This is a genomic window from Cupriavidus respiraculi (assembly GCF_914271545.1).
Lineage (GTDB): Bacteria > Pseudomonadota > Gammaproteobacteria > Burkholderiales > Burkholderiaceae > Cupriavidus > Cupriavidus respiraculi.
Map to the genome: position 1 here is coordinate 53,135 of NZ_CAJZAH010000006.1, position 25,159 is coordinate 78,293.

At 65.7% G+C, this 25,159-nt stretch carries 25 protein-coding genes; 23 read left to right on the forward strand and 2 right to left on the reverse strand.

All coding sequences use genetic code 11. The features are described 5' to 3' along the window. Positions 1–218 precede the first annotated feature (218 nt). From LDO27_RS21340 to nagZ, 22 genes are all read left to right on the forward strand, one after another. On the forward strand, positions 219–815 hold the full coding sequence (locus LDO27_RS21340) for a DUF177 domain-containing protein (RefSeq protein WP_224043889.1): 597 nt from the start codon (positions 219–221) through the stop codon (positions 813–815). 120 nt (positions 816–935) lie between these two features. After that, positions 936–1,115 carry a 50S ribosomal protein L32 gene (gene rpmF, locus LDO27_RS21345; RefSeq protein WP_008644820.1) on the forward strand — a complete coding sequence of 60 codons (180 nt, stop codon included), beginning with the start codon at positions 936–938 and terminating at the stop codon, positions 1,113–1,115. A 188-nt stretch (positions 1,116–1,303) separates the two neighbouring features. Beyond that, positions 1,304–2,383 (forward strand): phosphate acyltransferase PlsX, encoded by a 1,080-nt coding sequence (gene plsX / locus LDO27_RS21350; RefSeq protein WP_222204103.1) that lies wholly within the window; start codon positions 1,304–1,306, stop codon positions 2,381–2,383. 133 nt (positions 2,384–2,516) lie between these two features. Beyond that, positions 2,517–3,497, forward strand: a complete 981-nt coding sequence (locus LDO27_RS21355) for a beta-ketoacyl-ACP synthase III (protein WP_222204102.1) — start codon at positions 2,517–2,519, stop codon at positions 3,495–3,497. A gap of 68 nt (positions 3,498–3,565) precedes the next feature. Beyond that, complete coding sequence (gene fabD, locus LDO27_RS21360) at positions 3,566–4,498, forward strand: ACP S-malonyltransferase (RefSeq protein ID WP_222204100.1); 933 nt, start codon at positions 3,566–3,568, stop codon at positions 4,496–4,498. A gap of 12 nt (positions 4,499–4,510) precedes the next feature. Continuing rightward, entirely contained in the window at positions 4,511–5,260 is a 750-nt protein-coding gene (gene fabG, locus LDO27_RS21365) for a 3-oxoacyl-ACP reductase FabG (protein ID WP_224043891.1), read from the forward strand. A 170-nt stretch (positions 5,261–5,430) separates the two neighbouring features. Then, positions 5,431–5,670, forward strand: coding sequence for an acyl carrier protein (acpP, locus tag LDO27_RS21370; RefSeq protein ID WP_008644813.1), 240 nt, complete (start codon positions 5,431–5,433; stop codon positions 5,668–5,670). Positions 5,671–5,881: 211 nt separating this feature from the next. Further along, on the forward strand, positions 5,882–7,114 hold the full coding sequence (gene fabF / locus LDO27_RS21375) for a beta-ketoacyl-ACP synthase II (protein WP_224043893.1): 1,233 nt from the start codon (positions 5,882–5,884) through the stop codon (positions 7,112–7,114). Between the two features lie 229 nt (positions 7,115–7,343). Beyond that, positions 7,344–7,616: a hypothetical protein gene (locus tag LDO27_RS21380; RefSeq protein WP_222204095.1), complete on the forward strand. Its 273-nt coding sequence runs from the start codon at positions 7,344–7,346 to the stop codon at positions 7,614–7,616. An 80-nt stretch (positions 7,617–7,696) separates the two neighbouring features. After that, positions 7,697–8,296: an RNA polymerase sigma factor RpoE gene (gene rpoE / locus LDO27_RS21385; RefSeq protein WP_222204093.1), complete on the forward strand. Its 600-nt coding sequence runs from the start codon at positions 7,697–7,699 to the stop codon at positions 8,294–8,296. A 107-nt stretch (positions 8,297–8,403) separates the two neighbouring features. After that, positions 8,404–9,024, forward strand: a complete 621-nt coding sequence (locus tag LDO27_RS21390) for a sigma-E factor negative regulatory protein (protein WP_222204091.1) — start codon at positions 8,404–8,406, stop codon at positions 9,022–9,024. 8 nt (positions 9,025–9,032) lie between these two features. Then, positions 9,033–10,109: a MucB/RseB C-terminal domain-containing protein gene (locus LDO27_RS21395; RefSeq protein WP_222204088.1), complete on the forward strand. Its 1,077-nt coding sequence runs from the start codon at positions 9,033–9,035 to the stop codon at positions 10,107–10,109. A gap of 178 nt (positions 10,110–10,287) precedes the next feature. Continuing rightward, positions 10,288–11,772 carry a DegQ family serine endoprotease gene (locus tag LDO27_RS21400; protein ID WP_222204086.1) on the forward strand — a complete coding sequence of 495 codons (1,485 nt, stop codon included), beginning with the start codon at positions 10,288–10,290 and terminating at the stop codon, positions 11,770–11,772. Between the two features lie 273 nt (positions 11,773–12,045). Continuing rightward, positions 12,046–13,839, forward strand: a complete 1,794-nt coding sequence (lepA, locus tag LDO27_RS21405) for a translation elongation factor 4 (RefSeq protein WP_224043900.1) — start codon at positions 12,046–12,048, stop codon at positions 13,837–13,839. An 81-nt stretch (positions 13,840–13,920) separates the two neighbouring features. Then, entirely contained in the window at positions 13,921–14,823 is a 903-nt protein-coding gene (lepB, locus tag LDO27_RS21410; protein ID WP_222204082.1) for a signal peptidase I, read from the forward strand. Between the two features lie 55 nt (positions 14,824–14,878). Then, the gene (locus LDO27_RS21415) at positions 14,879–15,274 is read left to right on the forward strand and encodes a DUF4845 domain-containing protein (RefSeq protein ID WP_222204080.1); all 396 of its coding nucleotides are present in this window, start codon (positions 14,879–14,881) and stop codon (positions 15,272–15,274) included. A 6-nt stretch (positions 15,275–15,280) separates the two neighbouring features. Then, positions 15,281–16,051: a ribonuclease III gene (rnc, locus tag LDO27_RS21420; protein ID WP_222204077.1), complete on the forward strand. Its 771-nt coding sequence runs from the start codon at positions 15,281–15,283 to the stop codon at positions 16,049–16,051. After that, a complete protein-coding gene (gene era, locus LDO27_RS21425) occupies positions 16,048–16,989 on the forward strand; it encodes a GTPase Era (RefSeq protein ID WP_222204075.1) in 942 nt (313 codons plus the stop codon). The genes rnc and era overlap by 4 nt, the downstream gene beginning before the upstream one ends. Next, positions 16,982–17,881, forward strand: coding sequence for a DNA repair protein RecO (recO, locus tag LDO27_RS21430; RefSeq protein WP_224043901.1), 900 nt, complete (start codon positions 16,982–16,984; stop codon positions 17,879–17,881). The genes era and recO overlap by 8 nt, the downstream gene beginning before the upstream one ends. Continuing rightward, positions 17,878–18,660 carry a pyridoxine 5'-phosphate synthase gene (pdxJ, locus tag LDO27_RS21435; protein WP_222204072.1) on the forward strand — a complete coding sequence of 261 codons (783 nt, stop codon included), beginning with the start codon at positions 17,878–17,880 and terminating at the stop codon, positions 18,658–18,660. The genes recO and pdxJ overlap by 4 nt, the downstream gene beginning before the upstream one ends. After that, entirely contained in the window at positions 18,657–19,088 is a 432-nt protein-coding gene (acpS, locus tag LDO27_RS21440) for a holo-ACP synthase (protein ID WP_222204070.1), read from the forward strand. Before pdxJ ends, acpS begins: the two co-directional genes overlap by 4 nt. Next, positions 19,085–20,134 carry a beta-N-acetylhexosaminidase gene (gene nagZ, locus LDO27_RS21445; protein WP_222204068.1) on the forward strand — a complete coding sequence of 350 codons (1,050 nt, stop codon included), beginning with the start codon at positions 19,085–19,087 and terminating at the stop codon, positions 20,132–20,134. The genes acpS and nagZ overlap by 4 nt, the downstream gene beginning before the upstream one ends. Before the next feature lie 681 nt (positions 20,135–20,815). Here nagZ and efp read toward each other — a convergent pair. Then, a complete protein-coding gene (gene efp / locus LDO27_RS21450) occupies positions 20,816–21,376 on the reverse strand; it encodes an elongation factor P (protein ID WP_222204066.1) in 561 nt (186 codons plus the stop codon). 327 nt (positions 21,377–21,703) lie between these two features. Continuing rightward, positions 21,704–22,873: an elongation factor P maturation arginine rhamnosyltransferase EarP gene (earP, locus tag LDO27_RS21455; protein ID WP_224043904.1), complete on the reverse strand. Its 1,170-nt coding sequence runs from the start codon at positions 22,871–22,873 to the stop codon at positions 21,704–21,706. Positions 22,874–22,989: 116 nt separating this feature from the next. Between earP and uvrC the strand changes: the two genes are divergently transcribed. After that, positions 22,990–25,056, forward strand: coding sequence for an excinuclease ABC subunit UvrC (gene uvrC, locus LDO27_RS21460; protein ID WP_224043911.1), 2,067 nt, complete (start codon positions 22,990–22,992; stop codon positions 25,054–25,056). Positions 25,057–25,159 lie beyond the last annotated feature (103 nt).

The window sequence follows — 25,159 nt, forward strand, 5'->3', positions numbered from 1 at the left end:
GAGGAATACGGGGCGATTCCGTTGATTGAATTTTGACCGCGGCGCGGAAAACCACGTATAATCTCGCGTTTTGCCGCCCAGCCAATTGTGGTGCCGTTGCTGTTGCAACGTGTCAGTCACTTCCTGGTCTGTCGCGCCGCTCGGGTTTTCATCGCCGCGGCGACAGCGACGGAAACGCCAGGCATGGCGGCGGGCAGCGAAGCGGTACCTTCATCGCCATGACCCAGCAGACCCAGCCGATTGACCTGCGAGCGTTCGACGTCTTCGCGTTTTGCCGTAACGGGGCTTCCCTGGCGGGCGAGATCGCGGTGCGGGAACTGCCGCGCATCATAGCCGAGACCTCGGCCGAAGCGCCAGCAACGGCGGCGGCGGAAGCGTTCAGCTACCGGGTGTCCGGCTTCGTCAGCAACGAGGCAAGCGCGCCCGGTGCGCCGGTGCGCCAGCGCTCGTATATCGAACTGGCCGTGACCGGCCAGGTATGGCTCGATTGCCAGCGTTGCCTGCAGGTGTACGCGCAGCCGGTCTCCACGTCGATGCGTTTCGAGGTGGTGGGCAGCGAGGCCGAAGCCGATGCGGCGCCGATGGACGACGACGAAGTCGACGTGATCGCCGGTTCCAAGCAGTTCGACCTCGTGGAACTGATCGAGGATGAAATCCTGCTGTCGCTGCCGGTGGCGCCCAAGCATGAAGTCTGTCCGTCGGTGCACGAAAGCCTCGTGACGGGTGCGGACGGGCAGGTGGAACCGGAAGAACCGGAAGAAGAAAAACGGCCGTCGCCCTTTGCGGCGCTGGCCAGTCTGAAGCAGAAGCACTGAAGCCGCAGGGCGGCGCGGGGCATCGCTTCCTGTAGTACCCAGATAAGCATCCGGCCGGGCCCGGCTACGCCTCGTGCGGGATGCGTGTGTTAATATCCGAAAATTCTCGAAGGAGTCATCATGGCTGTTCAACAGAACAAGAAGTCGCCGTCCAAGCGCGGCATGCACCGTTCCCACGATCATCTGTCGGTCGCACCGCTGGCCGTCGAGCCGACCACCGGCGAAACGCATCTGCGTCACCACGTCAGCCCGAACGGCTACTACCGTGGTCGCAAGGTCATCAAGACCAAGAACGACTGACAGACCGCTTGGCGTGACCTTGCGTCCCGCTCGCGCACGTTGGTGGAACACACAAAAAAGCGGCAAACTCGTTGCCGCTTTTTTGTTGGGCGCTTGAAGACGATGTGGCGTGTGTCTTCCGCAATCGGTCTGGCGCTGGCCGGGCGGGCCTGGTCTGCCGCCGATCCGTGCCTCTGTATCAGGAAACAATGACGATAAAACTTGCTATCGACTGCATGGGCGGCGATCACGGCGTATCCGTGACGGTGCCGGCGGCGATCAGTTTTCTTTCCGCTCACGAGGACGCGGAAGTCGTGCTCGTGGGCCGTCCCGACGATATCGCACGCCAGCTCAAGACACATCACGCGGTGAACCATCCCCGTATCCGCGTGGTGGCGGCGAGCGAAGTCATCACGATGGACGATCCGGTCGAGGTCGCGCTGCGCAGGAAGAAGGATTCCTCGATGCGCGTGGCCGTGAACCAGGTCAAGGAAGGGCATGCCGATGCCTGCATCTCCGCCGGCAATACCGGCGCGCTGATGGCGGTATCGCGCTACGTGCTCAAGACGCTGGAAGGCATCGAGCGTCCGGCCATCGCCACGACCATTCCGAACGAGCAGGGCTGGGGCACCACGGTGCTGGACCTGGGCGCGAACGCGGACTGCGAGCCCGAGCATCTGCTGCAGTTCGCCCGGATGGCGGAAGCCATGGTCGCCGTGGTCGACCACAAGGAGCATCCCACGGTGGGGCTGCTCAATATCGGCGAGGAAGTCATCAAGGGCAACGAGGTCGTCAAGCGCGCGGGCGAACTGTTGCGCGCCTCGGAGCTGAACTTCTACGGCAACGTCGAGGGCAACGACATCTTCAAGGGCACCACCGACATCGTGGTCTGCGACGGCTTCGTCGGCAACGTGGCGCTCAAGAGCACCGAGGGCCTGGCCAAGATGATCGGCAGCATGATCAAGGAAGAATTCACGCGCTCGTGGTTCACCAAGCTGCTGGCCGGCATCGCCATGCCGGTGCTGCGCCGGCTTGCCACCCGGCTGGATCCGGCCCGGTACAACGGCGCATCGCTGCTGGGCCTGCGCGGGCTGGTCATCAAGAGCCACGGTTCCGCGGATGCCCACTCTTTTGAGTGGGCGATCAAACGCGGGTATGATGCGGCCAGGAATGGCGTAATCGCCCGTATCACACAGGCCTTCGCCAATAAATCGGGCACGGCCGGCACGCCGCCCGGCGGTCCGGACCCGGACGCGCCGGACGCGCATCCCAGTGTGCATGTCGCCTGAGACGCCGTAGAGACGCGCAACAGACGTCGCCAGAGACCGCATCCGAGACCCGAGACAGCCCGAGACCGCTCCACTGCCTGATCCCGGCGTAGCGCCTTCGCGCCACGAGGCCGGCATCACGATCCGACACTACATGACAAGCTACGCAAAAATCATCGGCACGGGGAGCTATCTGCCTCCGCGGCGCGTCACCAATCAGGAATTGGCGGCGCAACTGGCCGAGAAGGGCATCGAGACCAGCGACGAATGGATCTTCACGCGCAGCGGCATCTCGGCACGGCATTGGGCCGACGCCGATGTGACCAGCAGCGATCTGGCCGTCAAGGCCGCCGAGCGCGCCATCGAGGCGGCCGGCATCGACCGCCAGACCATCGACCTGATCATCGTCGCCACCTCGACCCCCGACTACGTCTTCCCGAGCTCGGCCTGCCTCGTCCAGCAAAAGCTTGGCATCACCAACCACTGCGCGGCGTTCGACCTGCAGGCCGTCTGTTCCGGCTTCGCGTACGCGCTGGCCACCGCGGACAAGTTCATCCGCAGCGGTTCGCACCGCAACGTGCTGGTGATCGGCGCCGAGGTGTTCTCGCGTATCCTGGACTTCAATGACCGTACCACCTGCGTGCTGTTCGGCGATGGGGCCGGCGCCGTGGTGCTGACGGCGTCCGACGAGCCGGGTATCCTCTCGTCCGCCATGCATGCCGACGGCAGCCATGTCGATATCCTGTGCGTTCCGGGCAATGTGGCCGGCGGCAATATCACCGGCAACGCCTTCCTGCACATGGACGGCCAGGCCGTGTTCAAGCTGGCGGTGGGCGTGCTGGACAAGGTAGCGCGCGAAGCGCTGGCGGCGGCGGATTTCACCGCCGACCAGGTGGACTGGCTGATTCCGCACCAGGCCAATATCCGCATCATGCAGGGCACCGCCAAGAAACTTGGCCTGCCGGCCGAGCGGATGGTGGCGACCGTGCACGAGCACGGCAATACGTCGGCGGCATCGATTCCGCTGGCATTGGACGTGGCCGTGCGCGACGGCCGCATCCGTCCGGGACATCATGTGCTGATGGAAGGCGTCGGTGGCGGCTTCACGTGGGGCGCGGTGCTGCTGCGCATGTAGGAAGCGCGCCGGCCCGCCGCGCAAGCCGCGCAGGGCTGCCGCGAGTGTCATCGTAACGATCGGATTCCATGAAATTTTCCTTTGTATTCCCCGGCCAGGGCTCGCAGTCCGTCGGGATGCTCAACGCATTCGCCGATCACCCCGTCGTGCAGGCGACGCTGGAGGAAGCGTCGTCCGCGCTGGGGCAGGATCTGGGCCGGCTGATCGCCGAAGGCCCCGCCGAGGAACTGAACCTCACCACCAACACGCAGCCGGTCATGCTGACCGCCGCCGTGGCGATCTACCGCGTCTGGCTCGATGCCGGCGGTCCGGCACCGGCCCTGGTTGCCGGCCATAGCCTGGGCGAGTACTCGGCACTGGTGGCGGCGGGCGTGATTCCGTTCGCGCAGGCCGTGCCGCTGGTGCGCTTCCGCGCGCAGGCCATGCAGGAAGCCGTGCCGGTGGGCGAGGGCGGCATGGCCGCCATTCTGGGCCTGTCGGACGAGGACGTGCGCGCCGCCTGTGCCGAGGCATCGGCCAGCGGTGTGGTGGAGGCCGTCAATTTCAACGCGCCGGCGCAGGTGGTGATCGCCGGCCACAAAGGCGCGGTCGAGAAGGCCTGCGAAATCGCCAAGGCCAAGGGCGCCAAGCGCGCGCTGCCGTTGCCGGTGTCCGCGCCGTTCCATTCGAGCCTGCTCAAGCCGGCTTCGGACCGTCTGCGCGAGCGGATGGAAAGCCTCGCGTTCGCGGCGCCGTCGATTCCGCTGGTCAACAACGTCGACGTGGCCATCGTCGACGATCCGCAGGCCATCAAGGATGCGCTGGTGCGTCAGGCCGCGGCGCCGGTGCGCTGGGTGGAATGCGTGCAGAAGATGGCGGCAGAAGGCGTCACGCACGTGATCGAATGCGGGCCTGGCAAGGTGCTCGCGGGTCTGACCAAGCGTATCGACGGCAATCTCGTCGGCGCGGCCGTGTACGATCCGGCTTCCTTGCAGGAAGCGCTGGCCCTGGTGAAGGCTTAAGGAAAGGCTGTCATGACCAAAACTCTGGAAAATCAGATTGCGCTGGTGACCGGCGCGTCGCGCGGCATCGGCCGCGCCATCGCGCTGGAACTGGCCCGCCAGGGCGCCACCGTGATCGGTACCGCCACCAGCGAGGCTGGCGCGGCGGCGATCGGCGGCTATCTTGCCGAGGCCCAGTGCAAGGGCACCGGCGCGGTGCTGAACGTCAACGACGCGGCCCGTTGCGAATCGCTGATCGAGGAAGTCATCAAGACGCATGGCGGCCTGAACATCCTGGTCAACAATGCCGGCATCACGCAGGACCAACTCGCGATGCGGATGAAGGACGAGGACTGGGCCGCCGTCATCGACACCAACCTGTCCGCGGTATTCCGCTTGTCGCGCGCCGTGCTGCGGCCCATGATGAAGGCACGGGGCGGCCGCATCATCAATATCACCTCGGTGGTCGGATCGACCGGCAATCCGGGACAGATGAACTACGCCGCCGCCAAGGCCGGCGTGGAAGGCATGACGCGTGCGCTGGCCCGCGAGATCGGCAGCCGCAACATCACGGTCAACTGCGTGGCGCCCGGTTTTATCGACACCGATATGACCAAGGTCCTGTCGGACGAGCAGCATGCCGCACTGAAGACGCAGATTCCGCTCGGCCGGCTTGGCCAGCCGGAGGACATCGCCCACGCCGTGAGCTTTCTGGCCGGTCCGCAGGCCGCTTATGTGACCGGCACCACGCTGCATGTGAACGGCGGCATGTATATGAATTGACGGTTTCAGTACATTGCGGAAGCCCCTCGCGGCGCCCCGCAATGCGGCAGTACAAGGTTTTCTCAACTCAAACGGGCGTGTTTCTTGCAAAAGACCGCAGGCAGCATATCTAGGCAATCAAACCTGCTAAAATGCGCCCACTTTTTTGTCGAACTTCCCTGGAGGGCTACATGGACAATATCGAACAACGCGTCAAGAAGATCGTGGCAGAGCAACTTGGCGTCGCCGAGGCAGACATCAAGAACGAATCCTCGTTCGTGAACGACCTCGGTGCCGACTCGCTCGACACGGTCGAACTCGTGATGGCGTTGGAAGATGAATTCGGCATGGAAATTCCCGATGAGGAAGCCGAAAAGATCACGACCGTGCAGCAGGCTATCGACTACGCCACCGCGCACGTCAAGGCGTAAGCCTGTCGTTTCTGATTCCGGGCCACAGAAGGCGGGCGGAGGGCCAGATCGGCCCGTCGCTGCTTTCTGTGGCTTTCGTTTGTTGGAAGAGGCATTACGGGAAGGGGCCGCCGGTATCGATCGGCAGGCCCGGTCTGGCCGGGCGCGCTCCATCGACACGATGGCCGCGTCCGGTCACCCGTCCTGCCTCACGCACCCGTAGGAAATCATAGTGAGCCGTCGTCGCGTCGTCGTCACTGGGCTTGGCCTTGTGTCTCCGGTCGGAAACACGGTTGCCGAAGGCTGGGCCAATCTGGTTGCCGGCCAATCCGGCATCGCCACCATCACCAAATTCGATCACTCCGCCCTGGCTGTGCATTTCGCCGGCGAAGTGAAGGGCTTCAACGCCGAGGAATACATCCCGGCGAAAGAAGCGCCGCGCATGGATACGTTCATCCATTACGGCATCGCGGCAGGTACACAGGCGCTGAAGGACAGCGGCCTGGAAGTGACGGAAGAGAACGCCGAGCGCATCGGCGTGCTGGTCGGTTCGGGCATCGGTGGGCTGCCCATGATCGAGGACACCCATTCGGAGCTGACCAACCGCGGCCCGCGTCGCATCTCGCCGTTCTTCGTGCCCGGTTCGATCATCAACATGATCTCGGGCCACCTGTCGATCTATCACGGCCTGAAGGGTCCCAACCTTGCCGCCGTGACGGCCTGCACGACCGGGCTGCATAGCATCGGCCTGGCTGCGCGCCTGATCCAGGCCGGCGACGCCGACGCCATGCTGGCCGGCGGCGCCGAATCCACCGTGTCCCCGCTGGGCATCGGCGGCTTCGCCGCGGCCCGCGCGCTGTCGACCCGCAACGAGGATCCGGCGGCCGCTTCGCGCCCGTGGGACAAGGAGCGCGATGGCTTCGTGCTCGGCGAGGGCGGCGGCGTCATGATGCTGGAGGAATACGAGTCGGCGAAGGCCCGCGGCGCCCGCATCTACGCGGAACTCGTGGGCTTCGGCATGAGCGGCGATGCCTTCCACATGACGGCTCCCAATACCGATGGCCCGCGCCGCTGCATGGTGAACGCGCTGCGCGACGCCGGCGTCAATCCGGACGAAGTCCAGTACCTGAACGCGCACGGCACCTCGACGCCACTGGGCGACAAGAACGAGACCGACGCGATCAAGCTGGCGTTCGGCGATCATGCCTACAAGATGGTGGTGAACTCGACCAAGTCGATGACCGGCCATCTGCTGGGCGGCGCTGGCGGACTGGAGTCCGTGTTCACGGTCCTGGCGCTGCATCACCAGGTATCGCCGCCGACCATCAACCTCGTCAACCCCGATCCGGAGTGCGACCTCGACTACGTGGCCAACACGGCGCGTAAGATGAAGATCGACGTGGCGGTCAAGAACAACTTCGGTTTCGGCGGTACCAACGGCACGCTCGTCTTCCGTCGTGTCTGACACCGGCCCCGGCCGGCCAGCGTATGGCCGGTCCCCGGCCCGGTGGGCGGTGCTGGCTCTCTGTGCCTGCCAGCTGGCCGCTCTTTGCCTGTTGTGGATTCGGTGGTGGAATGCGCCGCTCACGGCTTCGCCTTCATGGCTGCTGTGCGCGGCATCGGCCCTGCTTGCGGCATGGGCAATATCGCAGTGGCCGGCGTGGTGGCGCGCCGCGGGATACCGGTTTGCCGGCATGGCACCCGGCGATCGCGCGTCCACCCGAATTCGCGTTGCGTGCCCTGACGGCGCGCTCACCGAGGCGGTGGTAACGGATAGCTGGAAACTGGGCGAGGCCGTCACGCTGCTCGCCCTGTCGGCGCAAAGCCGCCGCGTACCGCGCTTGTTGGCGGTCGTCGCGGGGGAGGGCGGGGCGACGGAATGCAGGGCGCTGCAACGGGCGATGCGCGCGGGTCCGCGCGCGCGGCCGGCCGAAGGGGCCGGCTTGCACCGACGTGCCGGGCGCTGACTGCGCCGCGGGCGACGTAGGTAAAATACAACGTTTGCTGTTTGAACAAAACCAAGAGATACACTGCAGGTGAACTATTCGTGAGCGAACGCGAAGCCGACCAGCTCCTTGTTGAACGCGTCCAGCAGGGCGACAAGCGGGCGTTTGAACTGTTGGTGGCGAAGTACCACCGCAAGATCATCCGGTTGATCTCGCGTCTGGTCAGGGATCCCGCTGAAGTGGAGGATGTGGCGCAGGATGCCTTCATCAAGGCATATCGTGCCCTGCCACAATTCCGCGGAGACTCCGCGTTCTACACCTGGCTGTACCGGATCGCCGTCAATACGGCCAAAAACTACCTGGCCACCCAGGGACGACGTCCCGAAGCATCCAGCGATATCGATGCCGAGGAGGCTGAAACTTTTGCGGATGGTGAACAACTAAGGGATATCAATACGCCGGAGTCCATGCTTCACACGCGTCAGGTGGCGGACACAGTCAACCGCGCGATGGAGGCATTGCCGGAAGAATTGCGGACCGCCATTACCCTGCGCGAAATCGAGGGCCTCAGCTATGAGGAAATCGCCGAAGCCATGGGGTGCCCGATCGGCACGGTGAGGTCCCGCATTTTCCGGGCCCGCGAGGCGATTGCGGATAAATTGCGGCCCCTGCTGGGAACGGCGGAGGGCAAGCGGTGGTAGTGGAAGTCAGAGTGTCGTGGGGCCAGCGTTGCAGCCAATTCCTGCACCGAGAAACGACAGATTGTGACGGGATTGTCGGAATTCACTGAGATATCTAGGGGTTGGAAATGGGTCAGGCTCAAAGGCAGTCGGTTCATGCAACGGAAGCAGCGGAGCAAATCTCCGCATTGATGGACGGCGAGCTGGCGCCGCAGGAAGTGGAAGCAGTGGTGGCGCTCGCAAAGAGCGACGCCGGGTTGGAAAGCTGGACCTCGTTCCAGCTGATTGGGGACTCGCTCCGTTCGGAAGACCTGCTGCATGCGGGCTCGACCACTGCCTTCGTGTCGCGCTTCGCCGCATGCCTCGATAACGAACCGCATCTGCTCGCGCCGGCCGCAGCCCGTTCGGTGGGCCGCCATCGCCTGCTGTTCAAGCCCTCGTGGATGCGCCGCGTCGTGCCGGGCACCGCCATCGCGGCGGCGGTGGCAGCGGTCAGCTGGGTCGTGGTGCCGCAGATGCAAGGCGGTACCGATCCCGCCACCGGCGCCCCCATCGTGGCGCAGGCCCCGGCGCCCGCCGCGGCAGGCGTGGTGACCGTGGCCGCCGACAACGCGGCGATGATCCGCGATCCGCGTCTGGACGAATACCTGCGCGCGCATCGCGTTTCCGTGCCGAACAGTGCCGTCGTCCCGACGATGCGCAATGTCGCCAACAGTGCCAGCTTCTCTCAGGACAATACGCAGGAATAATGCCGGACATGCAAAAAGGATGGTCGCCCGCCTATGTAGCGGGCGCACACGGAATAAGGGCCCTCAGGAGGTCCTTTTTTCTCGCCTTGTGTCTGACGGCAGCGGTTGCAACGGCGCAGACGCCGGACAATACGCTCGCTCGCCGGGATGCCGCAGCGTGGCTGAACAAGATTCACCGTGCCGCCCAACGCGAGAACTATGTCGGGACACTGATCTATCAGCGTGGCAGCGTCATGCATGCCTCGCGCATCCAGCACTACAGCGATCTCGTCAACAACGAGTACGAACGGCTCGAAACACTCGACGGCAAGCCGCGCGAGGTGCTGCGCCAGAACGATATCGTGCACAGCCTGATTCCCGAGGCCAAGCTCGTGGTCGTCGAGAAGCAGGACGCGAAGGATCGTTTTCCGGCCCTGCTGGCGACCAACAAGAGCGATGTGCTCGAGTTGTACGACATGCGCAAGCTGCCGTCCGAGCGGGTGGCGGGAATGGAGTGCGAAGTGTTCGCGCTCGAGCCGCACGACGCTTCGCGCTACGCGGTGCGCCTGTGGGCCGAGAAGAATAGCGGCCTGCTGATGCGCGCGCAGACCGTGGGCGAGGGCGGCAAGGTGCTGGAGCAGGTCGCGTTTTCGCAGATCGAGATCGGCGTGCCTTCCGAGAAGCAGAAGATTCTCGGTGCGATCAAGAATGCCAGCGGGTGGAATCACTACGAGATCACCTACCAGCCGACCAACGTGATCGACGAGGGCTGGTCCATCGCGGTTCCCGTCAAGGGCTTCCACAAGATCCGCGAGGTGCGGCGGCCGCTGGGCGAAGTGCGTGCGCCCCAGGATGCGGGCAAGAAGGGTCAGGTCTTCGAGGTCCTGCAAGTCGTGTACAGCGATGGTCTGACCGGGCTGTCGGTGTTTATCGAGCCGGTATCCGACCAGCGCGTGCGCCGCGAGGGCGTTGCGTCGATGGGCGCGACGCAGGTCGTCGTGCGCAGGGTGGCAGATTTCTGGATCACGGTCGTCGGCGAGGTGCCCGCCAGCACGGTCAAGCAATTCGCCGCGGCGGTCGATTACCGCTCGCCCAAGCCGCGTTAAGCTACAGGGTCCGGGCCGTGGTGGCGACATGCCCGGCGCGGCGTGCGACGGCGCGGCCGCCAGCGGGGCGCCACCCCGATCCGCAGGCGGCCGGGCGCGCCGGCTCACCGCCGTTTGCGCCTTCCGCGACGCGCCCACACATATACATTTCTGATTCGCCGAACACCGGGAGCCGATAATGCCGTCTCGCTATCCTGCCTTGGTCAGGACCATGGTCATGGCCGCCATTCTGGCGGCCACCCCTTTCGTGGCGGAGCAAAGTCATGCGCAGGCCACGGCTTCCCACTACAACCTGCCGGACTTCACCGACCTGGTCGACAAGGCCGGCCCGGCGGTGGTCAACATCCGCACGACCGAACGCGTCAAGCCGCGCGGTGCGCCGAGCACGGAAGAAGAGGAAATGGCCGAGTTCTTCCGCCGCTTCTTCGGCGTGCCGATGCCCGGCGCGCCGACGCCGCCGGGACGCCGCGGCCAGCCGCCGCAGGGCGAGGAGCAAAGCCGGGGCGTGGGCTCGGGCTTCATCATCAGCCAGGATGGCTACGTGATGACCAACGCGCACGTGGTGGCGGACGCCGAGACCATCTACGTCACGCTTCCCGACAAGCGGGAATTCAAGGCCAAGCTGATCGGCTCGGACAAGCGCACCGACGTCGCGCTGATCAAGGTCGAGGCCACCAATCTGCCGAGCCTGCCGCTGGGCGACTCGGACAAGGTGCGGGCGGGTGAATGGGTGCTCGCCATCGGCTCGCCCTTCGGCCTGGACAACAGCGTCACGGCGGGCATCGTCTCGGCCAAGGGGCGCGATACCGGCGACTACCTGCCGTTCATCCAGACCGACGTCGCGGTCAACCCGGGCAATTCGGGCGGCCCGCTGATCAATCTGCGCGGCGAGGTGATCGGCATCAACTCGCAGATATACAGCCGCAGCGGCGGCTACATGGGCATCTCGTTCGCCATTCCGATCCATGACGCGTTGCGGGTCACGGACCAGCTGAAGGCGACCGGCAAGGTGACCCGCGGCCGCATCGCGGTGGCCATCGGGGACGTGACCAAGGAGGTCGCGGACTCGCTCGGCCTGGGCCGCGCCCGCGGCGCGCTGGTCGGCAGCGTGGAACCGGGCGGTCCGGCCGAGAAGGCCGGCATCGAGCCGGGCGACATCATCCTGAAGTTCAATGGACGCGATATCGAGCGCGCGTCGGACCTGCCGCGCATGGTGGGCGACACCAAGCCGGGCGTGCGAGTGCCGATGCAGCTGTGGCGCAAGGGCGCGACGCGCGAGGTGACCATCACCGTGGCCGAGCTGGAAGCGGACGGCAAGCCGCGTGCCCGCGCCGGCAGCGTGCCGCGCGAGGAAAATCCCGGCGTCGCGGCCAAGCCGAATGCACTGGGCCTGGTCGTCAGCGACCTGAGCGAGGCGCGCCAGAAGGAGCTCAAGATCAAGTCGGGCGTGGAAGTCGAGGCGGCGGAAGGGCCGGCTGCCCGCGCGGGTATCCGTCCCGGCGATGTCATCCTGCGCCTGGGCGATGCCGATATCACCGGCGCGCGCCAGTTCAACGAACTGGTGCAGAAGCTGGACAAGAGCCGTATCGCCGCGGTGTTCGTGCGGCGTGGCGATGCGACCCAGGTGCTGACCATTCGCCCGAGCGGCAACGCCGGCCGCTGAGACCCGCGGCCCGTCGGAACCGACGCCTGCCGGGAAGCGGTAACCGCCACTTCCCGGCCACCTTCCCGTGCGCCGTTCCCGCGGCGCCATTTCCCGGCGGTGCCCCCTGGAAATCCGGTAAAATCGCGGTTTGGCGCGAAAATTGCGCCACCGACCTGCGGCCGGAAGCGGGCACCCTCCGGGGCGCCGCTTCCTTCCCGTTCATGACCTGCTGTGCCGCTTCGGATTCGCCGCGAGTCCCGAGCCGATGCCCCGGCGCTCCCTGACCATCAGATGGACCATATCCGTAACTTCTCGATCATCGCCCACATTGACCACGGGAAATCCACCCTGGCCGACCGCATCATCCAGCGTTGCGGCGGACTCTCCGACCGCGAGATGGAGGCTCAGGTTCTGGATTCGATGGATATCGAAAAGGAGCGCGGCATCACGATCAAGGCGCAGACCGCCGCGCTGCACTACAAGGCGCGCGACGGCAAGACCTATAACCTGAATCTGATCGACACCCCCGGACACGTGGACTTCAGCTACGAAGTCAGCCGCTCGCTGTCCGCCTGCGAAGGCGCGCTGCTGGTGGTGGACGCTTCGCAGGGTGTCGAGGCGCAGACGGTGGCCAACTGCTACACCGCCATCGAGCTCGGCGTGGAAGTGGTGCCGGTGCTCAACAAGATCGATTTGCCGTCGGCCGATCCCGACAACGCCATCCAGGAGATCGAGGACGTCATCGGCATCGACGCGCATGACGCCACGCATTGTTCCGCCAAGACGGGCCAGGGCGTGGAAGACGTCATCGAGGCGCTGATCGCCAAGGTGCCGCCGCCCGAGGGCGATCCCGACGCGCCGCTGCAGGCGCTGATCATCGACTCGTGGTTCGACAACTACGTTGGCGTCGTGATGCTGGTGCGCGTGGTGAACGGCACGCTCAAGGCCAAGGACAAGATCCTGCTGATGGCCGCCGATGCCCAGCAACTGGTGGAGCAGGTGGGCGTGTTCTCGCCGAAGGCGCTGCAGCGCGACTCGCTGTTGGCCGGCCAGGTCGGCTTCGTGATCGCCGGCATCAAGGAACTGAAGGTGGCGAAGGTGGGCGACACGATTACCACTGTCGCCCGCAAGGCCGCCGCGCCGCTGCCCGGCTTCAAGGAGGTCAAGCCGCAAGTGTTTGCCGGCCTGTATCCGGTCGAGGCCAATCAGTACGAAGCGTTGCGCGAATCCCTGGAGAAACTGAAGCTCAACGACGCCTCGCTGCAGTTCGAGCCGGAAGTGTCGCAGGCACTGGGCTTCGGTTTCCGTTGCGGCTTCCTCGGCCTGCTGCACATGGAAATCGTGCAGGAGCGCCTGGAACGCGAATTCGACATGGATCTGATCACGACCGCGCCGACGGTGGTGTATCAGGTGCAAATGCGCGACGGCACGCTGGCGCAGGTGGAAAACCCCGCGAAAATGCCGGACCCCAGCCGGATCGAGGCGATTCTGGAGCCCATCGTCACGGTCAATCTGTATATGCCGCAGGACTATGTGGGCTCGGTGATCACGCTGTGCACGCAGAAGCGCGGCACGCAGGTCAATATGAGCTACCACGGCAAGCAGGTGCAGCTGACCTATGAAATGCCGATGGCCGAAATCGTGCTCGATTTCTTCGACCGCCTGAAGTCGGTATCCCGCGGCTATGCGTCGATGGATTACGAGTTCAAGGAATACCGGGCCTCCGACGTGGTCAAGGTGGACATCCTCATCAACAGCGACAAGGTCGATGCGCTGTCGGTGATCGTGCACCGTTCCAATTCGCAGTATCGCGGCCGCGAAGTCGCCGCCAAGATGCGCGAGATCATTCCGCGCCAGATGTACGACGTGGCGATCCAGGCGGCGATCGGCGCGAACATCATCGCGCGCGAGAACGTCAAGGCCCTGCGCAAGAACGTGCTGGCCAAGTGTTATGGCGGCGATATTTCGCGCAAGAAGAAGCTGCTGGAAAAACAGAAGGCGGGCAAGAAGCGCATGAAGCAGGTCGGCACGGTGGAGATTCCGCAGGAAGCCTTCCTGGCCATTCTGCAGGTCGACGACAAGTAGGGCGACTGCGTAGTGGGCGCGCCCCTGCCAGCGGCAGTGGCGCGCGAATTCCAAGAAGATTCCGCAACATAATCAGCCGTCATGAATTTCGCACTGATCCTCTTTGTGCTCGTCGTCATCACGGGCATTGCCTGGCTGGCCGACAAACTGGTGTTCCAGAAACAGCGCCGGACGTCCGCGCAAGCCGCGCTCGCCGAATTCGATTCGCGCCTGGCGACCACGGGGCAGGGCGGCGCCGCCACGCCGGAAGTGGAAAGCTCGCGCACCCGGATCGCCGAGGAGAAGCTGCGCCAGCCATGGTGGCTGGAGTATTCCGCCAGTTTCTTTCCGGTCATCCTGGCGGTGTTCGTGCTGCGCTCGTTCGTGGTGGAGCCGTTCAAGATTCCGTCCGGCTCGATGATTCCGACCCTGGTGATCGGCGACTTTATCCTGGTCAACAAGTTCGTCTACGGCATCCGCCTGCCGGTGGTGAACAAGAAGGTCGTCGCCATTGGCGAGCCGCAGCGGGGCGACGTGATGGTGTTCCGCTATCCGAAGGAGCCGTCGCTGGACTATATCAAGCGGGTGATCGGCGTTCCGGGCGACGTGGTGCGTTACGAAAACAAGCGGCTTACCATCAATGGCAAGCCGGCCGAATACCGTCCGCTGCCCGAATATCTCGACGAGGAGCGGCTGTCCTATTCCCAGCAGTTCCGCGAGACCCTGCCCGGCGCGGTGGACCACGGCATTCTCAACGACGCCGACCGGCCTCCCTATATCTCGGGCCCGGACGCCGATTTCCCGTTCCGCGATAACTGCACTTACAATCAGCAGGGGCTGACCTGCAAGGTGCCCGCCGGTCACTATTTCGTGATGGGCGATAATCGCGACAACAGCCTGGATTCACGCTACTGGGGGTTTGTCCCGGATGAGAATATCGTCGGCAAGGCGTTCCTGATCTGGATGAACCTCGGCAATATCGGACGGGTGGGCGGTTTCAAATAAAAAGGCCAGCCCGCCGGCGCAAAAAAACACGCGGACAAAGCGAGGCAAGCGCATCATGGGTCGAACGGGTCGAAAGGGTCGAAGCGGGCGGACGGTTGGAGCCGGCCGCCGGCGGGCGGGCGGATTTTCGCTCGGCACATTGCTGGTGGCCATCGTGGTGGTGGGCGGCCTGGTGATTCCGGCGGTCCGCGCGCTTCCGAGCGTGCTGGAGTATTTCTCGGTCAAGCGCGCCGCCGGCTATGCCAAGCAGCGTGCCACCAACAAACGCGAAGTGGTCGATTATTTCGACAGGCAAGCCCAGATCGACCGGATTTCCGCCGTGCGCGGCGATGATTTGACTGTGCGTGAAGACGAAAACGGCGCGATCCGCGCGGTCGACTTCTCCTACCGGAGTGAAGTCCCGCTCTACGGTCCCTTGACCCTGTTGATCACCTATTCGGGAACGCAGTAAAGACATATGAACCTCGAAGCCCTGCAGCAACGTCTCGGCTACCGTTTCAGCAAGCCCGAATTGCTGCAGCAGGCTTTGACGCACCGCAGCCATAGCGCGCAGCACAACGAGCGCCTCGAATTCCTTGGCGACTCCGTGCTGAACTGCGCGGTGGCCGACATGCTGTACGGCATGTTCGGCAAGCTGGACGAAGGCGATCTGTCCCGCGTGCGCGCCAACCTGGTCAAGCAGCAGGCGCTGTACGAGATCGCCCAGATGCTGATGCTGTCCGAATCGCTGCGCCTGGGCGAGGGCGAACTCAAGAGCGGCGGTTTTCGCCGCCCTTCGATCCTGGCCGACGCGCTCGAAGCCATCGTCGGCGCAGTGTTCCTCGATGCCGGCTTCGAGGCCGCCCGCACGCTGATCCGCAAGCTCTATATCCCGATCCTGGAGCAGGTGGACCCGCGCACGCTGGGCAAGGACGCCAAGACGCTGCTCCAGGAATACCTGCAGGGACACAAGATCGCCCTGCCGCAGTACAACGTGATCGCGACCCATGGGGCCGCGCACAACCAGCAGTTTGAAGTCGAGTGCACGGTGCCTAAACTGGAAGTGCGCGTGTTCGGTACCGGGGCATCGCGCCGCGCGGCCGAACAGGCGGCCGCCAAGCTGGCCCTCGACGAAGTGCAGAAGCTCGTGCCGCAGCTGCTCAAACGCAGCCGCGCCGAGCGCACCGGCAAGACGCGCAAGCAACCGCTCCCGCCGGATCCCCAGTTGTCTCTCAGGTTGAAGGAATGACCGAATCCAACGATCCGCGGCAGGACGCCGCGGATACTCCCTCCGCGGCGGCATTCCGCTGCGGCACCGTGGCCATCGTCGGTCGTCCCAACGTCGGCAAGTCCACGCTGGTCAACGCCCTGGTCGGCCAGAAGATCAGCATCACGTCGCGCAAGGCGCAAACCACCCGCCACCGCATCGTCGGCATCCAGACCACCGACGACGCGCAGTATGTCTTCGTCGACACCCCCGGCTTCCAGACCCGGCACGCCAGCGCGCTGAACCGCTCGCTGAATCGCGCCGTCACCTCGACGCTGTCGTCGGTCGATCTGGTGCTGTTCGTCGTGGAGGCGGGATATTTCGGCGCCGACGACGAGAAGGTGCTGTCGCTGCTGCCCAGGAACACGCCGGTGCTGATGATCGCCAACAAGCTGGACCGGCTCTCGGGCGATCAGCGCATCGAGGTGATGATGCCCTTCCTGGAGAAGATGGGGCAGCTGTTCCCGTTCCGCGAAGTGGTGCCGATGTCGGCCAAGACGCACGACCATATCGAGCGCCTCTTTGCCGTGATCCGGCCCTATCTGCCCGAGGGCGAGCCGATGTACGACGCCGACGCGATGACCGACCGCAGCGAGCGTTTCCTCGCCTCGGAGATCATCCGCGAGAAGGTGTTCCGCTGGACCGGCGACGAATTGCCGTACACCAGCACGGTGATCATCGACAAGTTCGAGACGGAAGGGCGGCTGCGCCGCGTGTTCGCCACGATCCTGGTCGAGCGAGATTCGCACAAGGCGATGATCATCGGCAACAAGGGCAGCAAGCTCAAGCAGATTTCGACCGAAGCCCGCATCGATATGGAAAAGCTGTTCGACGGCAAGGTCTACCTGGAGATGTGGATCAAGGTCAAGAGCGGCTGGGCGGACAACGAAGCCGGATTGCGTGCCTACGGTTATGAGTGAGAAGGCGGGCGGGCCAGCGACCAGGGCCCGCCGCACCGCAGAACCGGCGCGCCGCGGCGACCCGGTGGCCGAGGAGGCCGCCGAGCTGCTGGACAGCCAGGCCGTGCCCGGCATGGCCGTGGCCGCCGAGCGCGCGATGATGGACCGCGCACTGCGCATCACCCCGGCCCGTACCGAGCTGCGGGTCTCGAACCAGCCCGGCTTCGTGCTCCATGCCTGGCCCTACCGCGAGACCAGCCTCATTCTCGATGTCTTCACGCGCGACCATGGCCGGATGGCGATGGTCGCCAAGGGCGCCAAGCGCCCGCACTCGGCCTTGCGTCCCGTGCTGCAGCACTTCCATCCCGTGTCGCTGTCATGGAGCGGGCGCGGCGAGGTCAAGACGCTGACGCGCGCCGAGTACGTCGGCGGCATGCCGCCGCTGGCCGGCGACGCGCTGCTCTCCGGCTTTTATCTGAACGAACTGCTGCTGCGATTCTGTCCGCGCGAGGACGGCCATCCGGCGCTGTTCCGCCACTACATGGCGACGCTGACCCGGCTGGGCCAGGGCGAGGCGGCGGCTCTGGTGCTGCGCGGTTTCGAGCGGGTGCTGTTGCAGGAGACCGGCTTCGCGGTGGCGTTCGATCGCTGCGCGGGTTCCGGCGAGCCGGTGCAGCCCGGGCTCGACTACGTGTACCAGCCCGAGCGGGGCGTGCGCCGCGCCCATGCCAGCGATCCGTCGTCGTGGCCGGTGGTCTCGGGGCAGACGCTGCTCGACATGTCCCGCGACGACTACGGCCGTGCGCAGACCGCCTCGCAAAGCCGCGCCCTGATGCGGTTCCTGCTGCATTATTATCTGCAGGGCATCCCGCTCAAGACCCGCCAGATTCTCATCGATCTGCAATACCTATGATCTTCCACGCTCATCCCGGCGTCATCGACCTCGGCGTCAACATCGACCACGTGGCGACCCTGCGCAACGCGCGCGGCACGGTCTATCCCGATCCGCTGCAGGCGGCGCTTCAGGCCGAGCAGGCCGGCGCGGACCTGATCACGCTGCATCTGCGCGAGGATCGCCGCCATATCCGCGATGCCGACGTGCGGGCGCTTCGCCCCACGCTGTCCACGCGCATGAACCTCGAGTGCGCCATCACCCGCGAGATGCTCGACATCGCCTGCGAGATCGGACCGCAGGACGTGTGCCTCGTGCCCGAGCGGCGCGAGGAAGTGACGACGGAAGGCGGGCTCGACGTGGCCGGCCGCTTCGAACAGGTCAAGGCCGCCTGCCAGCAGCTGGCGCAGGCCGGCATCCGCGTGTCGCTGTTCATCGACGCGCAGGCCGACCAGATCGCCGCGGCAGCCGAGTGCGGCGCCCCGGTGATCGAACTCCATACCGGACGCTATGCCGACGCCCATACGCCGGACGAACAATCCGCGGAATTCCGCCGTGTGGCCGAAGGCGTCGATGCGGGCCTGCGCCATGGTCTGGTGGTCAACGCCGGCCACGGCCTGCACTACACCAACGTGCAGCCCATTGCCGCGCTGCCGGGCATCACCGAACTCAATATCGGCCACGCGATCGTGGCGCATGCGGTATTCGTCGGCTGGCAGAACGCCGTGCGGGAGATGAAGGCCATCATGGTGGCCGCCCGCCTCGGCAGCAGCTACCCGGTCCCGGGGACGCCGGCGTGATCTACGGACTGGGCACCGACATCATCCAGATCGACCGCGTGCGCGGCGTGATGGAGCGCACCGGCGGCCGCTTCGCCGAGAAGGTGCTCGGCCCGCAGGAATTGCAGAAATACCACCAGCGCAAGGCCCGCTCGGAAAAGCGCGGGCTGGCCTTTCTCGCCACGCGCTTCGCGGCCAAGGAAGCCTTTTCGAAGGCGATCGGGCTGGGCATGCGCTGGCCGATGACATGGCGCGCGATGGAGCTGATGAACCTGCCTTCCGGCGAGCCGGTGGCGCAGTGCCACGGCGAACTCGCGCAGTGGCTGCAGCAGCGCGGCCTCGTCGTGCGGGTTTCCGTCAGCGACGAACACGAATATGCGGTCGCCTTCGCGATCGCCGAGCAGGCCCCGCAAGGCGGGCCGGATCAGAAACCTCGCAATCTCCCATGACCAAAAAGAATTCTGGCAAGCGTCCGGGCCCTGTGGTGCTGGACGTCGAAGGCAAGCAGCTGAACGCCGACGATGCGCGTCGTATCGCCCATCCCCTGACCGGCGGCGTGATCCTGTTCGCGCGCAATTTCGAGTCGCGCGCGCAACTGCAGGCGCTGACCCGCGCCATTCGCGAAGTGCGCGACGACGTGCTGATCTGCATCGACCACGAAGGCGGCCGCGTGCAACGCTGCAAGACCGATGGCTTCACGCATCTGCCGGCGATGGCTCGCCTGGGCGAGCTGTGGGACAAGGATGTGCTGATGGCCACCAAGGCGGCGGTGAGCTGCGGCTATGTGCTGGCGGCCGAACTGCGTGCCTGCGATATCGACCTGAGCTTCACGCCGGTGCTCGATCTCGATTACGGCCGCAGTGCCGTGATCGGTGACCGCGCCTTCCACGCCGACCCGCGCGTCGCGACCATGCTGGCCAATCACCTGAACCACGGCCTGCTGCTCGCCGGCATGGCCAATTGCGGCAAGCACTTCCCCGGCCACGGCTACGTCGAGGCGGACTCGCACGTGGCGATCCCCGTGGACGAGCGCGACCTCGACACCATCCTCGCGCAGGACGCACGGCCCTACGAATGGATGGGCACGACGCTCGCGTCGGTGATGCCGGCCCACGTGATCTATCCGAAGGTGGATCCCAATCCCGCCGGCTTCTCGCGCTTCTGGCTGCAGGACATTCTGCGTACGCAACTCGGGTTCGAGGGCGTGATCTTCAGCGACGACCTCAGCATGGAGGGCGCCAGCGTGGCCGGGACCGTGACGCAGGCCGCGACGGCCGCGCTGGATGCCGGCTGCGACATGGTGCTGATCTGTAACCATCCGCAGCGTGCCGACCAGTTGCTTGCCGAACTGCAGGCGCAGCCCGGCAAGGCCTCGCAGCGGCGCATCCGCAAGCTGTTCGCGCGGCGCAAGCCGATGGACTGGAACAAGCTGGAGCAGGAGCCGGAATACCGCGCGTCGCTGCGCACGCTGAAGGAACTCTCGCTGATCGCATAGCCGCGTCGCGGCGGCCCGGCCTTTCCGGGTCTCGTGTCTCTATGGCTTTTCGTCGTGGCTTTTCCATCCCCGACGCGCAGGCCGTTGCGTGCGCCCGAGGCACCTGCGCACCCCGCTTAGCATGAGGTCGCCGGCATCCGCGCTCCGCTGCGATGCCGGCACCAGTATGCCGACCAATGCGCGACCAACGGAGACACCTGTGTGGATCTTTCGAAAGTACCAAGCCATTCCCAGCGCACCACTGGCTGGACGCGCCCCCTCACCGTGGGACGATTCGGACGCGGCCGACGAAGTCAGACGAGGCCATGCGATCAATAGTCCGGCCGACGACCGCGGCCGGATCGCCCGACTGACGGACCGTTGCCACGAGGGTTTCAACAAGCATCGGAAGGTTTGCGCCGTCATGCTGTTTGCTCCCACTGCAGTGCTTGTCACCGTAGGCGGCCTGGCCGCGGCAGATGACCCGGGCGACGTGGCGACATACGGGGTGGCATTCGGAGGTGGCGCGATTCTGGCCGCTTTGACGGCGCTCGGCCTATGCGCCGCCCGCCGCCGCCCGCCGCGGTCCATATAGCGCCAACGGACACCGCAGGGCAATGAAAAAGGGCAGCCGCGCGGCTGCCCTTTTTTCGACTGCTTTCCATTGCCCGGCCGCTGCTCGCGGCAGTCGGCCAATGCGCCTTAGTTGGCGCGGCTGCGGTATTCGCCGGTACGCGTATCGATTTCGATCTTGTCGCCGATATTGCAGAACAGCGGCACCTGCAGTTCGAAACCGGTGTTGATCTTGGCGCTCTTGAGCACCTTGCCCGACGAAGTGTCGCCCTTGACGGCCGGCTCGGTGTAGATGATTTCGCGGACCAGCGTGGTCGGCATTTCGACCGAGATGGCCTTGTCGTTGTAGAACACGACCTCGACGTTCATGCCGTCCTCGAGGTAGTGCAGGGCGTCGCCCATGTTGTCGCTTTCGACTTCGTACTGGTTGTAGTCGGCGTCCATGAATACGTACATCGGATCGGCGAAGTACGAGTAGGTGCATTCACGGCGGTCGAGCACGACCACTTCGAACTTGTCGTCGGCCTTGAAGACCGATTCGCCCGGCGCGTCGGTCAGCAGGTTCTTGTACTTCATCTTCACGACCGCGGAGTTGCGGCCGGACTTGTTGTACTCGGCCTTCTGCACGACCATCGGATCGCCGCCGATCATGAATACGTTGCCGACGCGGAGTTCTTGTGCGGTTTTCATCTGAACTGGTTTCCTGAAAAAGTGTCTCGGAATTCGGTATAGCGGAAGCGCGTTTGCTGGCATGGCGGCGACCCACGGCGCTCCGAGCCGCTCGCGCTGGCTGGCCGCTTCGCCGCGGCCGGCTCGCGCAGATCGTGTGCGTCGATATGCCTGTTATGCCTTGTTGTGCCTTGATGTGCCCTGGTGAACCCGAACCATCGTTCCGGGCCCGTGTGACTTCAGGCCGCGCTTCGCGATCCGTGCCAGTCCCGAGCGGGATTCCATATGGGACATCCGGCGCTGTGCCGGAAGGCCGTGGTCAGGCGCGGTCGCCATCAAAACAACCGGCTATTCTACCCGATTCTCGCAAAACGCCACCAGGTTTGCGGCAAGGTCGCCGACGTGGGCCATGGCGCCCTCCCAGCGTGCCGCGGCGCTCGCCAGGGTCTGCAGCGAGGCATGCAGCGGCCCCCACTGGGGTACGTCGCCGGCGCCGTTCCAGGCGTGCCAGAAGGCGGTCAATGCCGCGGCCGCGGCCTGGCCCGCATCGCCGCGCCGGCGCAGCGGCGTCGTGTAGGCGTCGAGAAAGGCGTCCAGCTTGACGCGGTGCGCGTCGTCGTCCTGCGGATAGATCTGCCACACGAAGGGCCGCAGCGCCCATTGGGCCCGCACGAAGGAATCCTCGCCGCGCACGAAGTTCACGTCGCACGCCCACAGCAGTTCGTCGTACTGCTCCTGCCGCAGGAAGGGCACGACATGCAGGCGCAGATTGCCGCAGGCGTACTCGGTGCCGACCGGGGCCGGCGCGCCGGTCCAGGCTTCGACCTGCCGGGCGGACAGGCCGCCGGCAACGATGCATTGCACGGGGCCGGCGCCATCGCGCCATTGCTCCAGCAGCGCCGGCATCGCGGCGTTGCCGTACGAGAACAGGCTGATGCGCAGCGCCCCCGGCTGCGGCGTTACGCCGAGGCGGTGCCACAGCCGCGCCTGCGCGGCCGGGGACGACAGGAAGGCGGCCCGCTGCGCGCCGAGCATGGACTCGCGCAGCACGCCGCCCGTGCCGGGCTCGAACCCCGGGAAGAAGAAATATTTCGTCAGCGGCAGTCGCGGGTGGGGCGATGCCATGCCATGGTGCTCGCGCACCCAGCCTTCGGCGCTCAGGTACTCCAGGTTGATCCAGGCCGGCGGGGTGGCGCGAGCGGCCATGCGGGCGAGGAAATCGTCGGGCAGGTCGCAGGCGAAAGCCTCGACCACCACGTCGTGCGGCACCACATCGTCGCCCATGGCGGCAGCGCGGCCGCCGGTCCAGTGGCGGATCTCGACGCCGGCCAGGCGCTGGCGCGCCGCACCCGCCTCGATCTCCGGCGCGAGCCGCGCGAAGCTGGCGAGATCGTCCACCCACAGGCGCACCGCGTGGCCATGCTCCTGCGCAAGCTGGCGCGCCAGACGCCAGCAGACGCCGATGTCGCCGAAGTTGTCGACGACGGTGCAGAAGACATCCCAGGAGCGGACAGGCATGGCGGGGCGGGCGGCGCTTGGACCGAATTGCTCTAAACTTGCGATTCTAGAGCCGCGCCGCCCCTTGTCGCGCAGCCGGCGTCCAAAAGCATGCAATAGCGTTTCCCCCATCCGCGATGTCCCAGCAGGAACCCGGTTCCCTTTCCCCCAGCGACGAGTCCACGCAGCCGGCCCCCGCCGAACAGGACGCCGTGGTGCCGTTCGATGCCAAGGCCGTGATCGCCGACCTGCCGGGCCTGCCCGGCGTGTACCGCTATCTCGATGCCAGCGGCGGGGTGCTGTACGTGGGCAAGGCGCGCGATCTGAAGAAGCGCGTCTCGAGCTATTTCAACAAGACGCTGCTGTCGCCGCGCATCGCGATGATGGTGGCCAAGATCGCCCGCATCGAGACCACGGTGGTGCGCACCGAGGCCGAGGCGCTGCTGCTCGAGAACAACCTCATCAAGGCCCTGGCGCCGCGCTACAACATCCTGTTCCGCGACGACAAGTCCTATCCCTTCGTCAAGCTGACGGGCCACCGCTTTCCGCGCATGGCCTACTACCGCGGCACCACCGACCGCAGGCACCAGTACTTCGGCCCGTTCCCGAGCGCGCATGCGGTGCGCGAAAGCATGCAGATCCTGCAGAAGGTGTTCCAGTTGCGCACGTGCGAGGACACGGTGTTCAACAACCGCACGCGGCCATGCCTGCTGCACCAGATCCATCGTTGCACCGGTCCCTGCGTGGGCGCGATCTCCGAAGAGGACTATGCGCGCGACGTGTCCAATGCCGCGCGCTTTCTGCAGGGCCGGCAGAACGAAGTCCTCGCCGGCCTGCAGACGAAGATGGAAGAACATGCCGAGCGCCTGGAGTTCGAGCAGGCGGCGGCGGTGCGCGACCAGATCGGCGCGCTGTCGACGGTGCTCAAGCGCCAGGCCGTGGAGGAGGTCGGGCAAGCGCGCGATATCGATATCCTCGCCGTGGCGGTGCAGGGCGGACGCGCCTGCGTCAACCTCGCCATGGTCCGCGGCGGGCGCCACCTGGGCGACAAGGCCTACTTCCCGGCGCATGCCGACGAAGCGGCGATGATCGTCGAGGAGGAACTGGAAGAGACCGCGGCGCCGGAATCCGCGGTCGCGCCGGAAGGCGCAAGCGGCGAAGCGGCCGCCGGCGAAGCCGCCGGGAACGGCCAGGCCGTCGACGGTGGCGTGCCGGCTCGGCAGCAGGCCATCAGCGTGGACCGCATCGCCGCCAATGTGCTGGCGGCCTTCATGGCCCAGCATTACCTGGACCAGCCGCCGCCGCCCATCGTCGTCGTCAGCCACGTGCCCGCGGACGCCGCGCTGCTGGAGGCGCTGGCGATGCAGGCGGGGCGCAAGGTGTCGCTGGTACGGCAACCGCAGGGGCAGCGGCGCGCCTGGCTGGAGATGGCGCAGCAGGGCGCCGATCTGGCGCTGGCCCGCCGGCTGGCCGAACAGGGCAGCCAGCAGGCGCGCACGCGGGCGCTCGCCGAAACCATCGGTATCGAACTCGACGACCTGTCGCAGCTGCGCGTCGAGTGCTTCGACATCAGCCATACCGCCGGCGAGGCGACGCAGGCATCGTGCGTGGTATTCCACCAGCACGCGATGCAGAACAGCGAGTACCGCCGCTACAACATCGAGGGCATCACGCCGGGGGACGACTACGCCGCGATGCGCCAGGTGCTCACGCGCCGCTACCAGAAGCTGGTGGAGCGGGCGCAGGAGAGCACGGCGCTGCTGCCGCACATCGTGCTGATCGACGGCGGCAAGGGGCAGGTGGAAGTCGCGCGGCAGGTGTTCGAGGAAGTGGGCCTGGACATCGGCCTGCTGGTCGGCGTGGCCAAGGGCGAGGGGCGCAAGGTCGGCCTGGAGACCCTGGTGTTCGCCGATGGCCGGCCGTCGCTGGAACTGGGGCAGGGCAGCGCCGCGCTGATGCTGGTGGCGCTGATCCGCGACGAGGCGCACCGCTTCGCCATCACCGGCATGCGCGCGCGGCGCGCGAAGACGCGGACGACGTCGCGGCTGGAGGAAATCGAAGGGGTCGGGGCGCGGCGCCGGCAGAAGTTGTTGACCCGCTTTGGCGGGATCCGCGGCGTCATGGCGGCAAGCATCGACGAGCTGTGCAGCGTGGAGGGAATCTCGCGCGGACTGGCCGAGGAAATCTACCGGCAACTGCATTGATCGGGGCGCTGCAGGGGCCGGGCCCGCGGTCCGGAAGCGCAAGAAATGATCGGTTCGTGTGGAAATAGGCGACAATCGCGGAATTGCTGGTCGTCGATGTCCG